We start from the raw sequence: 13797 nt of genomic DNA on the forward strand, positions 1-13797 counted from the left end.
GGAAGCCAAGCTCCCCTGCGCCTATGATACTGCCATCCGGCGGGAAAGCAGGTAGCGGCCGGCTTCTTTCATACATCTTTCAAGTGCCCCCCCCGGACGACTCTCCGTGGGGGCTTTCTTTTCCCCATCCGTGGCACTGCCAGCGCGCAACGGCATTTAGTTTCATCTTTTAAAAAGCTATGATTTTTAACTTGCTCTTAATTGACAACATTTCATTATTTATAGTATTATTCTCGAATCGGAGGTTTTAAATTGAAAAACTTAGTTAAATGTGTAGCTGTTGCTTTTTCAGTAATAGCACTTGCTTCATGCGGAACAACAAAAGAAACTGTAAAAGTTGTAACAGGAGCTTATGAGCGTTTGGATTGGCAGGGAAGAGCTACAGGCGCAGAAGTACCGAATTGGGTTGTTGCTGTAGGTGACAATAACAAAAGACAGATTGTAAAAGAACTTGATCTTGATGGCTATATGGTTTGGAGCTTCAACTCAAACGGTCCGGATTTGGATTTCCTCCAGAACTGGACAGATAAAGTTGAACTTCAGAGCAATGTTGCGCAGTCTATCAGCACTTCAATTGGACGTGCTACAGAAGCTTCTTTGAAAGCAGAACAGAGCATTGATACAACAAAAAGCGACAAGGCTCTCAAAGATGTTACAACAGTTCTTTCAAATGTACGTGTAAACGGTCTTGAAAAAATCGCTTCATACTGGATTAAGAGCCGCTTCTCTGAATCTGCAAAACCAAAGGCTGATTCTGATTACAAAACAATGTATACATACTATTCAGTATGGGCTTTGAAGAGCGACTTGTATCAGAGACAGATTAATGCAGCAATGCAGGATCTTCCTGAAAACACAGCACAGGATCCTCTTCTTATGAAACTCATCACAAGATCAATCGAAAAGACTATTCTTAATGAGGATTCAGGTTCAGATGCAAATGTAAGTTCTATATCTTATGATGCAGAAACAGATACAGTAAAATATGATGATGAAGAGCCTGGAGCTGAATTCTAAATGAAGAAGTTTGCTTTTTTGTTTGCAGCTGTTTTTAGTGGCCTTATGATGGTTTCATGCGGAAGTACAAAAGTTTCTCGCGTTGATTCTGATGAGGTCATTGATTTAGACGGCTACTGGAATGAATCTGATGTTCGTATCGTTTGTGATTCACTTATTGAAGAATGTATAAGTTCTCCTAGAATTGCAAAGTTTGAAGGACAACAGGGACATGCTCCAGTTGTTATAATTGATTCTATACGCAATCAGAGCAGCGAGCATATTGACACTTCAATTGTCGAAAAGAAATTTCAAACTGCAATAATTAATTCTGGTGTTATGGAATTTGTTTCTAGCAGCACAGAAAGACAGGCGCTTAGAGAGGAAAAGGCTGATCAGGCTGACCATTCAACTTACGATACTGCAAAAGAAATGGATCAGGAAACTGGAGCTGACTTCATGCTTAAAGGTTCTGTTAAGACAATTGTTCAGTCTGCTGGCGATAAAACTGTAAGAACTTACTATGTTTATGCAGAGTTGCATGACATTAAAACAAATAAAATTGTTTGGATGGCAGAAAATGACAGCATAAAGAAAGTTATTAAACGTCAGAAAGCAAAGCTCTAATTTGCACAAAACAGGCATCTTCAGAATTTTCTGGAGATGCCATTTACTTTTAATCGGAGAAGTTTTCATGAAAAAGCTCTCGCTTCTTTCTTTGCTTTTTGTATTTTTTTTTCTAGCTGGATGCGCTTCTACAAAAGTTGATTTAGAAGCTGAAAAATATTTTTCCGAAGAAAATTATTCAGCGTGCGCTTCCGTTATTCAAAAATCAATAAATAAAAAAAATCCGCCGATAGACAAAGCTCTTGATGTGGCGATTCTAAATCATTATTCAAAAAATTATTTGCAGTCCTCAAAAGATTTTAATCAGACTGACCGTCAAATAGAAGATGCTTACACAAAAAGCATTTCAAAAACGACTGGCGCAGTTTCCTTAAATGAAAATATTTCTGACTATACTGGAAATGTTTATGAATATCTTTTGTTAAATGCGTTTAATTCTTTGAATTACTACAACATGGGTGAATTTGATGAAGCTCTTGTTGAAATCAGAAAAATTGAAAATAAACAAAAGGAATATATTTCAAAATATGGCGAGCTTGCTTTGCAGGATTTGGATGTAGATACTGAAACTCTTGCCGACTCTGCAAAGACAATGAATGTAAATATGCGTGAAGTTTATAGGCATACTCCGCGCAAACCTACGGAAGCAGATGTCTATAAAGATTCTGCATTTGCACATTATCTTGCGGCATTGATGTATATTCAAGATAAAAGTGGAACTCCAGAACTTCATGTTCGGGAATATGAAGCGATAAACCGCGGCGTAAAATGCGCTTCTTTGCGAGACGACTTGAAAATTCCTTCTGGAATGGGAAGACTGGATTTTGTTTCGTTAGCTGGAAAAATTATTCGCCGTAAAGAAGGAACTGTTTATTTTCCAAGTTTCGCGGCAAATGGAACTCCAATTTTTTTAACTTCTGTAACGATTGGAGGCATTACGATTCCGGCTTTCAGGCTGAAATATGTTTATCCTTATGTTGAAGCAGATGAAAACGGCAATATTATAAAACCTAGCGATTCAATTTCTTCTATAAAAGTTACGCTTTCTGATGGAAGCACTGTACGGCTTAATCTTATTGAATGGTTTGATGAGGCTGTTCAAAAAGATGTTGCTTTAAAAGCCCGCAAGGATTTTATAAGAAGTATATTCCGCAGCACAACAAAAAAAGCTGCTGCTGTAACTTCTGCCGCTGTCGCTATACGAGCTACTCCTGAAAAGTTCCGGTCAATTACAGAAATTGCAGTTACAAAAGCTCTTGATGCTGTGGATTTTGCTGAAACTGCGGATATTCGCCAATGCCGTTATTTTCCGAGTTTTGCGGCTGGCGGAGGTTTTACGTTGAAGCCTGGAATTTATTCAGCGAAGGTTGAATATTTTGATACAAATGAAAATCTTGTCGGAACAGAGACTTTTGAGAATTTAGAAGTAACTGCTGGCCGTCCGACTATTGTGGAGTCAATATGTATAAAATAACTAATTTTTTTGTTTTGCTTGTTTGCGGAATTTCAGTTTGTTTTGCTGCCCGCGTAAAAGAGCCTGTCTGGGTAAGTGTTCCGAAAAAAGTTTATGATCCTGAAAAATATCTTTCTTATGTTGGAAAAGCAAAAGACAAATCTCAGGCAGAACTCCTTGCGGTTGAAGGAATCGCCTCTGTTTTTGAGCAGAATGTTGCTTCGGCTTCTGTGTCTTCTTCAAGAATGGAACAGGCGAGCAATGAAGGAAAAGTTGCAATTGCAAAGGCTCAGAATTTCAATTCAAAGATAATGCGAAAAGTCGATGTTGATTCTCTTGTTGGCATTGAAATCAAAGAATATTGGACTGATGCTGAAAAAAACATTTATGTTATTGCGGTTCTTGACAAGCCGAAAACTTCGCTTCTTTATTCTAATATGATTGAAAAAAACAATGCGGAAATCAAAAAACTTTTGAATGGCGAAACTGATGATGAATTTTCTTTTGAAAATTATGCGCGGATTGACTTTGCGCGTGAAATTTCTGTTTTAAATGAAAAATATCTTTCACGCCTTTCTGTTATAGATTTTGATAAGGCTTCCGAATTAGAAAAACAGACTGAGAGTGCCGCTGATATAAATGCGATGCTTCTTCAGATTGCAAAACAAATTCCTGTTTATGTTTATTTTCAGAATGATCCTGACGGCAGGGCTCGTTCCGCTTATGCAAAAATGCTGAATTCGTTTGGATTCAGAACTTCGCAGGAAAAAAATGAACGCTATTCGTTTACAGGAAGCATGAGTTTTGAACAGAATATTCCAAAGGACAAAAGTTCAGTGCAGTGCAGATACACTTTTAAAGCTGATTTGAAGGATTCTGCATTTGTGCAAAATCTTTTTACGCTTTCATTTGACGGAAGAAATTCCAGCAATTCTTATTCTGATGCCCAGAACCGTGCTATGCGTGCTATTGAAGCTCGTGCGGCAGGAAATTCCACAGAAGAATTTAGAAAATTTTTGCAGAATATTGTAGTTCATTATTGACAAATAAATACATTTTCTGTAATATATTTATACATTCGTAACTGAATGCTCCCTTAGCTCAGTCGGTAGAGCAATGGACTGTTAATCCATGTGTCGCTGGTTCAAGCCCAGCAGGGGGCGCATATAAGGCAGCTGTTTTGGCTGTCTTTTTTGTTTTAAATTTGCAGTTAAAATTTGTTTTTTTCTTGAATTTTTATTATATTTATTGGCAATCAAAAAATTTTAAAATGTAGAACTTTTTTCGCTTGATTTCTTATTTTTATTGAAGATTTTCAGCTTGAAAAGTTTTGGAGTAAAATCATGGCAAAGTATCAGTTTCAGACGGAAGTTAATCAGCTTTTAAAACTTATTATTCATTCAATGTATTCAAACAAGGATATTTTTCTGCGTGAAATTGTTTCGAATGCTTCGGACGCGCTGGATAAATTAAAATATCTTACAGTTTCTGATGATAAATATAAGGACATTCCTTTTAATCCGCGCATAGATATTTCATTCAATGAAGAAAAAAAGATTCTTTCAGTTCAGGATTCTGGAATTGGAATGGACGAAGAAGATCTTACAAATAATTTGGGAACAATCGCACGTTCTGGAACAAAAGCTTTTATCGATATGCTTTCTAAAAACGGAACTGGATCTTCAGATTTGATTGGACAGTTTGGTGTTGGGTTTTACAGCGCATTTATGGCGGCAAGCAAAATTGATGTTTACACAAGAAAAGCTGCCGGCGATGGAAAAGTTCTGCACTGGTCAAGCGATGGAACAAATTCCTACGAAATTGAAGAACTAACAGAAAAATCAGAAGCCTACTGCCAGTATGGATTTGACAAGGCTGAAACTGTAGGTTCCGTTATTGAAATTCATTTGAATGACGATTCTAAAGATTATGCTTCAAGATGGAAAATTGACGAACTTATAAAAAAATATTCAAATCACATTGCTTTCCCGATTTATCTTCATTATGTTCAGACAAAGTATGACAAGGACGGAAAAGCTGAAGGAACTGAAAATAAAGTTGAGCAGGTGAATTCTGCCAGTGCGCTTTGGAAGCGGAACAAGAGTGAGCTTAAAAAAGAAGACTACAATGACTTTTATAAGACAATCAGCCATGACGGAACAGATCCGCTTATGTACGTTCACACCCATGCGGAAGGAACTCAGGAATACACGACTTTGTTTTATGTTCCACGCACTGCGCCGTTCGATATGTATCAGGCTGATTATAAAAGCGGTGTTAAACTTTATGTAAAGCGCGTTTTTATAACTGACGATGACCGTGAGCTTTTGCCGTCTTATTTGCGTTTTATCCGCGGCGTTATTGATTCAGAAGACTTGCCTTTGAATGTGAGCCGTGAAATTCTTCAGCAAAACAGGATTCTTGAAACTATAAAAACTCAGTCTGTAAAAAAACTTCTAAGTGAATTCAAAAAACTTGGTGACGAGGCAAAAAAACTTGAGGCAAAAACTGACCTTTCTGATGATGAAAAAGAAACTGTTGAAAAATGGCACGATTTTGTAAAGTCGTATAACCGTCCTTTGAAGGAAGGCCTTTATTCTGATTTTGCAAACCGCGATGAAATTGCCGAGATAATCCGTTTTAAGTCAACTGCAGATGAAGGCAATGGCGAAAACAAATGGACAAGTTTTGCAGATTATGTTCAGCGCATGAAACCTGATCAGAAATCAATTTACTATATCAGCGGAAGTGATGAAAAAAATCTACGCTCTTCTCCGTTGCTTGAGGCTTATAAAAAGAAAGGGTTTGAAGTTCTTATTATGGCGGATGACATAGACGATATTGTTATTCCTGCATACGGAAAATACAAAGACTTTGAGCTGAAAGCAGTGAACCGCGCCGGAAGTGATGAAGAGCTTGGAGTCGACAAGGAAGAGGCTAAGAAAAAAGAGGAAGCGTTCAAACCTGTTCAGGAAAAAATAAAGAAAGCTCTTGAAGGCCGTGTAAAGGATGTTGTTCTCTCAAAGCGTCTTTCTGATAGTCCGAGCTGCATTGTTGTGGATGAAAATGACCCGAGCCTTCAGATGGAACGCATGATGAAAGCAATGGGACAAGGCGGTGGAGATTTTGTAAAGCCGATTCTTGAAATAAATGCAGACCACGCGATTGTAAAAAAACTGGAAGGTTCTGTTTCGGAAGACTTTATAAAAAATGTAAGCGAAGTTCTTCTTGATCAGGCGCTTCTTGTAAGCGGAGCGGAATTAAAAGATCCGGCTGATTTTGTAAAATCACTGAATTCTTTACTTGCTGAATAAATTGCATAAAAAGGCTTTCCAGTTTTTCTGGAAGGCTTTTTGCTTTTTTAATGAAAAATCATTTGTAACGATAATTGCGCATTTTTATTTTTTAGATATGGAAAAAATTGAAACTCCTGATGAGTATTTAGTGGAACACGACAACGATCATTTGCAGGGAAAAGAACTTGCAAAAATTTCGTCATTGAACGAAATCAATTCGATGAATCCCAATGACTTTATAAAAATGGCTTTTGAATTTCAGAAGCTTATGATGATTTATGAAAGCGCAATAAAGCAGGTTGTTACAAAACTTGAAATTTTAAACAAAGAGTATAAAGTTACAGGCAGAAGAAATCCGATTGAAACAATAAAGTCCAGAATAAAATCTCCAGAAAGCATTGCTGAAAAACTCGAAAAGCGGAAGTTGCCGTTTACATTTGAGTCCATGACAGAAAATCTTACTGATGTTGCTGGCGTTCGTGTAATCTGCCCTTACATTTCAGATATTTACACAATAAAAGACATTCTTTTAAAGCAGCCGGATATAAAACTTCTGAAGGAAAAAGATTACATAAAAGAGCCCAAGGAGTCCGGCTATAGAAGCCTGCATATTGTTGTTGAAACAATTGTTTACCTTTCTAATACTGAGCACAGAGTTCCTGTTGAAATTCAGCTTAGAACGATTGCAATGGATTTTTGGGCGAGCCTTGAGCATGAGCTTAGATACAAGACTGAATCGCATATTCCAGCCGGAATTCGCCGCGAGCTTTTAAGATGCGCAGAAACAATTGCAATGACCGATCGCGAAATGGAAGAAATTGCAATTGAACTTCAGGCTTTGGATTAGTTTGCTAGATGTTTTCTTTTGAATTCTTGGCATTACTAGAAAATTTTTTTTTTCTATAGTATGATATGCTTGTCTTAGAAATTTCCGTTTGGTGATTTTTAGATAAAAATCTTATATCAACTGCGCATTTGATTGCAGATGCGTTTAAAAAGTCAAGATTTTGTTCGTTGGCTTTTTGGGAGATTCAATTGTCAGAATTACATGAGTCCGGTGAAGACTATCTTGAGGCAATTCTTAGATTAAAAGAAGAAAATGGAGTTGCAAGATCCGTTGATGTTGCAAAGCGTCTTGGTGTTTCCAAGCCTAGTGTAAGCCGGGCGATGAGCATTTTGGGCGAAAACGGATATATTACAACTGGCCATATTGGTTCTCTTGAATTGACTGAAAAAGGACAGAAAAAGGCCGAGTCCGTTTATGCGCGCCATGTTCTTCTCACAGATTTTCTTGTAAAAATTACTGGCGTTGACAAAGCTCATGCGGAAGAAAATGCGTGCAGAATTGAGCATGATATTGATGAAGATATAAAAGACGGAATTCAAAAATGGATGGAGCAAAATAAATAAAATGTCAGACGTAAATGGAAAAAATCATGGCACATTGACTGGCGACAATCACGCTGCTCTTTGGAGCGGAAGATTTGCAGAAGGACCGGATGCCGCTGCGGTTGAGTTTGAAACTTCTATCCGTGTTGATGAAAGAATGGCTCTTGATGATATTCACGGTTCGATTGCCCATGCGCAAATGCTTGGCGAGCAGAAAATAATTTCAAAATCAGAAAGTTCTGAAATTGTAAAAGGTTTAAAATCAATTGAAAAGGATTTGCTTTCCGGCGAGTTGAAAATTGATTATAGCGCGGAAGATATTCATTCATTTGTTGAAGCCGTTCTCACAGACCGCATTGGTGAGCCTGGAAAAAAACTTCATACAGGACGCAGCCGAAATGATCAGATTGCGCTGGACGAGCGTCTTTATTTGCGCCGCATGATTCCTTGCATTCAGAATGAAATTTTAACTCTTATAAAAACTCTTTCTGAAATTGCTTCAAAAAATAAAAAATCCTTGTTGACAGGTTATACTCACATGCAGCATGCCCAGCCTGGAACTTTGGCGCAGCATCTTTTGGCGTGGGCTTCTATGCTTGTGCGCGATTGGGAACGTCTTGAAGATTCACTTAAGCGCATTGAAAAATCTCCACTTGGCTCTGGAGCTTTGCAGGGAAGCACTTTGCCTCTTGACCGTGAGCTTGTTGCAAAGAAACTTGGATTTTCTGGAGTTACTGAAAATTCCTTGGACACAGTTTCTGACAGAGACTATTGCATAGAATTCACTTCGGATTTTGCATTGCTTCAAAGCCACTTAAGCCGGATGTGCGAAGAAATTGTATTGTGGTCGACAACAGAATTTTCGTTTGTTGAGCTAAGTGAAAAATGGTCAACTGGCTCTTCAATTATGCCGCAGAAAAAAAATCCAGACTTTGCTGAATTAATCCGCGGAAGAACAGGAAAAGTTTACGGCGATTTGATAAATCTTCTTACAATGGTAAAAGGTCTTCCGCTTGCTTATGACCGGGATTTACAGGAAGACAAAGAGCCTTTGTTTGATGCTTTTGACACTGTTGAGGCGAACCTAAAAGTTTTTACAGCAATGATTTCTTCTGCAAAATGGAATCTTGAAAAAATGGCGGCAAGCTGTGAAGGCGGTTTTGCAAATGCCACGGATTTAGCTGAATATCTTGTGCGCAAGGGAGTTCCGTTTAGAACGGCGCATGGAATTTCTGCAAAAGCTGTTCGCATGGCAATTGATGCAGGACTTTCAAAAATTGAAGATTTGTGCGTGGAGGAATTTAAAAAATGTTCTCCGCTGATTGAAGATGACGTTTATGAAATTCTTTCACCGGAAGCCTGTGTGGAAAATAGAAAGACAATCGGTGCGCCTTCTTCTGAATCAACTTCAGTTCAAATAAAAGCTTTGATTGCATTTTGTAAAAAAGGCTTAAAAAAATAATTTTAGGAGTTTTCAAAATGAAAAAAATTGTTGCAGTTATTTGTGGACTTATGGTTTGCCTTTCAATGGCGAGCGCAAAAAAGAAATCATCTGGAAAATTTGTTCTTGGACTTGATGATTCATTTCCGCCGCTTGGATTCCGCGATAAAAATAATGAAATTGTAGGCTATGACATTGACCTTGCCCGCGAAGTTGCATCTCGTCTTGGACTTGAGCTTGTTTGCCAGCCGATTGACTGGTCCACAAAAGAAATGGAGCTTAACACTGGAAAAATCGACTGCATTTGGAATGGACTTACTTTAACTGAAGAAAGAAAACGCGCAATGGCTTGCTCTGAACCTTACCTTGCAAATGCGCAGGTCGTTGTTGTCCGCAATGATGGCGAGATAAAATCGCTTGCAGATTTAAAAGGAAAAAAAGTCGGAGTTCAGGCTGGTTCTTCTGCGCAGGAAGCAATTGACGGTGCGCCAGATTTCAAAAAAAGCCTAAAGGAAATTGTTGAGTTCAAAGAAAATGTTACTGCTCTCAACGACCTTGAATTTGGAAATCTTGATGGAGTTGTAATGGATTTGGTTGTGGCCGGATATAGCATTACGCAGGGAAAGAAGCCGCTTGTTATTCTTGATGAAACCCTTGCTCCTGAAGAATACGGAATTGCATTCAGCAAAAAAAACAAGTCTCTTCGCGATAAAGTTCAAAAAACACTTTTGGAAATGCAGGCTGACGGAACTGTTGCAAAAATTTCAACAAAGTGGTTTGGCTCTGATATTTCCACAATCGGAAAATAATTATATTTTGTAAAATGTTTTTGCGTCTGGAAAAATTCCGGGCGCATTTTTCTAAAGTAAAATTTAAATGATTGAATTTTTATCTGAATATTTTCTAAGAATCAAAATTGGAAATCTTCTTGTTGTAATGCTCCAGAGCACTTGCGTCAGCTTGGAAGTTTTTTTTCTTACTCTGATTTTTTCTGTTCCGCTTGCGCTTTTTATTTGCTTCGGAAGAATGTCGGCTGTAAAAATTGTGGCTGGAGTTACAAATCTTTTTCTGCTGATAATCCGCGGAACGCCCCTTATGCTTCAGCTTATTTTCGTTTATTTTGCGCCCCAGATGATTTTTGGAATTGGCTTTGACAGATTTACGGCTGCGATTGTGGCGATGGTTATAAATTATGCGGCGTATTTTGCGGAAATTTACCGTGGAGGAATTCAGTCCATTCCGTTTGGTCAGTATGAAGCTGCAAAAGTTTTGGGCTTTACAAAGAATCAGACTTTCTTTCGAATTATAATTCCGCAGGTTGTAAAACGCATAATTCCGCCAATGGGAAACGAAGTTATTACTCTTGTAAAAGACACTGCGCTTGTTCAGGTTTTGGGCGTGGCTGAGCTTTTTCACGTTGCCCAGACTCAGAGCGGACGTCTTGTTAGTGTTATGCCGCTTTTTATTGCAGGTGTTTTTTATTTTGTAATGAACTGGGCTGTTTCTAAAGCATTTGACTTCACGGAGAAAAAACTTGGATACTACAAATAGTGAAATTATAAAAGTTGAAAATCTGAAAAAAAATTTTGGCGAACTCGAAGTTTTAAAAGGTGTTTCATTTTCCTTGCATAAAGGAGAAGTTCTTGGAATAATCGGTCCGAGCGGAAGCGGAAAATCTACGTTGCTTCGTTGTGTTTGCCAGCTTGAAAAAATTACAGACGGCTCAATTTCTATTTGCGGACAAAACATGGTCAAGGACGGCGTTTACATCGATAAAAAAACTTTGCGAAAAATTGGTTTGAACGTTGGGCTTGTGTTTCAGAATTTCAATCTTTTTCCGCATTTTTCAGTTTTAAAAAATATTACCGAGGCGCAGAGAGTTGTCCTTGGAAAAGAAAAATCTGAAGCGGAAGAAACTGCTATTTCACTTTTAAAGAAAATGAATCTTGAGCAAAAAGCGTTGTGCTATCCTTGCGAACTTTCTGGTGGGCAGCAGCAGCGTGTTTCTATTGCGCGTGCGTTGGCGCTTAAGCCCGAAGTTTTGTTTTTTGACGAGCCGACTTCTGCATTGGATCCAGAGCTGACAGGAGAAATTCTTTCTGTAATCCGTGAGCTTGCCGAGGAAAAAATGACGATGGTTGTTGTTACGCATGAAATGTCTTTTGCCCGAGACACAAGCGATACAATTATTTTTATGGACGGCGGAGTTATTGTTGAGCAAGGAAAAGAAGTGATTGAAAATCCAAAGGAAGAGCGCACAAAGCTTTTTCTAAAGCGTTTTAATGAAAAATAAGTTTTTAGAGTTTTTAAGAAAAACTATTGACAATATAAACTGTTTTTTGATATGATATTATCACCTTTTGGGGTGTTAGCGAAGCTGGTTATCGCGCTGGCCTGTCACGCCGGAGACCACGAGTTCGAGTCTCGTACATCCCGAAGTCAAGCATCTGTTTTTATACAGGTGCTTTTTTTTTGCCTTGATGTTATCATGTTGCTTAGAGGAATTTATGACAAATAAAGTTTACATAATCGGACACAGAAATCCTGATACAGATTCAGTTGTTGCCGCGGCTGCCTATGCAAGGCTTAAGCATCTTCTTGGAAAAAAAGAATATGTTGCCGCCCGCGCTGGAAAATTAGCTCCGCAGACAGAATATATTTTCAAGAGATTTAAAGTTGAACCGCCACAATATATTCCAGATTTAATTCCTAAGACTGAATATTATATGAGCGGCGAATATTCTTCCGTAGATCAGGATGTTCCGCTTTGGAATGCTGTGGACAAAATGATAAGCACAAATTCTTCTGTTCTTCCGATTGTCAATGTGGACGGAACTTATCAGGGGCTTTTGAACTATAACGCATTTGCTTTGAATTCATTTAAAATTCTAAGTCCAAAGAAAGACGACATTTTTTTAACAAGCATAAAGCTTATAGAAAAAACTTTGGGCGCAGTTCCGATTGTGGAATTTGATGCGGACGATTATTTCAAATGCTCCTTGATGGTTGGCGATGACGATGCTGATTCATTCAAGAATCTTCTTTCTGAGCATAAAAGTGAAAACATTGTCGTGATTACAGGCGACCGTGAAGATATTCAAAAAATGTCAATTGAAGCAAAAGTGCGCGCTGTAATTGTTACAAAAGATTATGTTATAAAAAAAGAACTTAGGGAGCTTGCCCGTAAAAATAAGGTTTCAATTATTTCCGGCCATGACAGCACTGTTGCAACCGCAATGCTTGTAGAATATTCTTCGCCTGTAAGTTCTATGGCTGACACAAAAATTCTTCCGGTGAAAGCAAGTGATACAGTTCAAAAAATCCGCGCCCAGCTTGCCCAAAGTCCTGCAAGATGCCTTCCTGTGGTTGACGATGATTTTAAAGTCATTGGAATAATCAGCGAAAGTGATTTACTGCACGAAGCGAATATTCAAGTTATTTTGGTAGATCACAATGAGCCGCAGCAGGCGGTTGAGGGAATTGAAAATTATATAATTCAGGAAATTATTGACCATCACAAAATAAACACTTTTGCAACTCGAATTCCAATTAACTTTATAAACAAAGCAGTCGGCTCAACAAGCACAATCATTGCGAATCTTTACCGCGAAAACAGAATTTCAATTCCGAAAGACATGGCTTCAATTCTTTTGTGCGGAATTCTTAGCGACACTCTGATTCTTCAGTCTGCGACAACGACAGAATATGATGTTCTTACCGCTGAATATTTGAGTAACATTACAGAACTTGACATAAAAACTTTGGGAAACGACATTATAAAAAGCGGAAGCCATATAGACGGACGTTCTGCAGAAGAAGTTGTGCATCAGGATATGAAAGAATATTCTGAAAATAAATTCAAATATTCTGTGAGCCAGATAGAAGTTGACAGCACACGTGAAATTGTTGAGCGCAAAAAAGAATTCCTTGATTGCCTTGAGCAGGAACGAAAATCAAAAGGAGCTTTGTTCAGTGCGCTTCTTGTAACGGACATAACAAAATTAAGTTCGATAATGTTTTTGGCAAGCGAACCGAAATTTGAAGCCGTTATAAATTTCCCGAAACGTGATGAGCACATTTATTATATGAAAGATATTGTTTCGAGAAAAAAACAACTGATTCCTTTGCTTTCTGAATTGACTGCAAAAGTAAATTAAAAGTTTTTACAGATATTTTTTTATTGTTTCTATAATTTTATTCTGAACCGGGAGAATTTCCTGAAGCTTTTCCTTGGCTTCTGGAATTTTTTCTTGGCGCAGAAGATTTGTAATTTCCGTGTAAGCTTTGTAGAGCGGAGTTACAGAAAGATTTCCCGTGTTACCTTTTAGTGTGTGCGCTTTGGAAATTGCATTGTTAAGATTTCCATTTGCAATGTCGCATTCAATTCCGCTGTTCTGTTCAATTGAAGTAAGAAGTTTTTTCAGCATCATTTCCAAAAGCTGGCTGTTTCCCATAAAACGTTCAAGCGCAGAATCCATGTCGGCGTCGAGTTCTTTCAGTTCATTTATCAAATCCACAAAATCCCTCCCAAAATAAAACTGCTTAATTAGCCCAAACTTCGAGTTTTATGATTTTATGTCATTATCGGGCTTGAC

General features: G+C 38.1%; 13 protein-coding genes and 2 tRNA genes. 14 read left to right on the top strand and 1 reads right to left on the bottom strand.

Going from position 1 to position 13797, the window contains the following annotated elements; all coding sequences use genetic code 11:
- Positions 1 to 252 precede the first annotated feature (252 nt).
- The 14 genes from B4C08_RS07645 (at position 253) to B4C08_RS07710 (ending at position 13359) form a co-directional block, all read left to right on the top strand.
- The gene (locus B4C08_RS07645; protein ID WP_296090901.1) at positions 253 to 1017 is read left to right on the top strand and encodes a hypothetical protein; all 765 of its coding nucleotides are present in this window, start codon (positions 253 to 255) and stop codon (positions 1015 to 1017) included.
- On the top strand, positions 1018 to 1623 hold the full coding sequence (locus B4C08_RS07650; protein ID WP_296090899.1) for a penicillin-binding protein activator LpoB: 606 nt from the start codon (positions 1018 to 1020) through the stop codon (positions 1621 to 1623).
- Positions 1624 to 1690: 67 nt separating this feature from the next.
- A complete protein-coding gene (locus tag B4C08_RS07655; protein WP_296664250.1) occupies positions 1691 to 3097 on the top strand; it encodes a hypothetical protein in 1407 nt (468 codons plus the stop codon).
- Positions 3085 to 4119, top strand: a complete 1035-nt coding sequence (locus tag B4C08_RS07660) for a hypothetical protein (RefSeq protein WP_296664251.1) — start codon at positions 3085 to 3087, stop codon at positions 4117 to 4119. The genes B4C08_RS07655 and B4C08_RS07660 overlap by 13 nt, the downstream gene beginning before the upstream one ends.
- Before the next feature lie 47 nt (positions 4120 to 4166).
- Positions 4167 to 4239, top strand: a tRNA-Asn gene (locus B4C08_RS07665).
- 180 nt (positions 4240 to 4419) lie between these two features.
- On the top strand, positions 4420 to 6390 hold the full coding sequence (gene htpG, locus B4C08_RS07670) for a molecular chaperone HtpG (RefSeq protein ID WP_296090892.1): 1971 nt from the start codon (positions 4420 to 4422) through the stop codon (positions 6388 to 6390).
- Between the two features lie 97 nt (positions 6391 to 6487).
- The gene (locus B4C08_RS07675; protein WP_296090890.1) at positions 6488 to 7219 is read left to right on the top strand and encodes a GTP pyrophosphokinase; all 732 of its coding nucleotides are present in this window, start codon (positions 6488 to 6490) and stop codon (positions 7217 to 7219) included.
- A 188-nt stretch (positions 7220 to 7407) separates the two neighbouring features.
- Entirely contained in the window at positions 7408 to 7782 is a 375-nt protein-coding gene (locus B4C08_RS07680; RefSeq protein WP_013700694.1) for a metal-dependent transcriptional regulator, read from the top strand.
- A 1-nt stretch (position 7783) separates the two neighbouring features.
- Complete coding sequence (argH, locus tag B4C08_RS07685) at positions 7784 to 9223, top strand: argininosuccinate lyase (protein WP_296664252.1); 1440 nt, start codon at positions 7784 to 7786, stop codon at positions 9221 to 9223.
- 17 nt (positions 9224 to 9240) lie between these two features.
- Positions 9241 to 10011 carry an amino acid ABC transporter substrate-binding protein gene (locus tag B4C08_RS07690; RefSeq protein WP_295799870.1) on the top strand — a complete coding sequence of 257 codons (771 nt, stop codon included), beginning with the start codon at positions 9241 to 9243 and terminating at the stop codon, positions 10009 to 10011.
- A 67-nt stretch (positions 10012 to 10078) separates the two neighbouring features.
- Positions 10079 to 10753, top strand: coding sequence for an amino acid ABC transporter permease (locus B4C08_RS07695; protein WP_296664253.1), 675 nt, complete (start codon positions 10079 to 10081; stop codon positions 10751 to 10753).
- A complete protein-coding gene (locus B4C08_RS07700; RefSeq protein ID WP_296664254.1) occupies positions 10737 to 11495 on the top strand; it encodes an amino acid ABC transporter ATP-binding protein in 759 nt (252 codons plus the stop codon). The genes B4C08_RS07695 and B4C08_RS07700 overlap by 17 nt, the downstream gene beginning before the upstream one ends.
- 69 nt (positions 11496 to 11564) lie before the next feature.
- Positions 11565 to 11638, top strand: a tRNA-Asp gene (locus tag B4C08_RS07705).
- Between the two features lie 71 nt (positions 11639 to 11709).
- Positions 11710 to 13359 (top strand): putative manganese-dependent inorganic diphosphatase, encoded by a 1650-nt coding sequence (locus B4C08_RS07710; RefSeq protein WP_296664255.1) that lies wholly within the window; start codon positions 11710 to 11712, stop codon positions 13357 to 13359.
- Between the two features lie 6 nt (positions 13360 to 13365).
- Here B4C08_RS07710 and B4C08_RS07715 read toward each other — a convergent pair whose 3' ends face one another.
- Positions 13366 to 13719, bottom strand: coding sequence for an Hpt domain-containing protein (locus B4C08_RS07715; protein ID WP_296664256.1), 354 nt, complete (start codon positions 13717 to 13719; stop codon positions 13366 to 13368).
- Positions 13720 to 13797 lie beyond the last annotated feature (78 nt).

Source organism: Treponema sp. UBA753 (assembly GCF_002297325.1).
GTDB lineage: Bacteria > Spirochaetota > Spirochaetia > Treponematales > Treponemataceae > Treponema_D.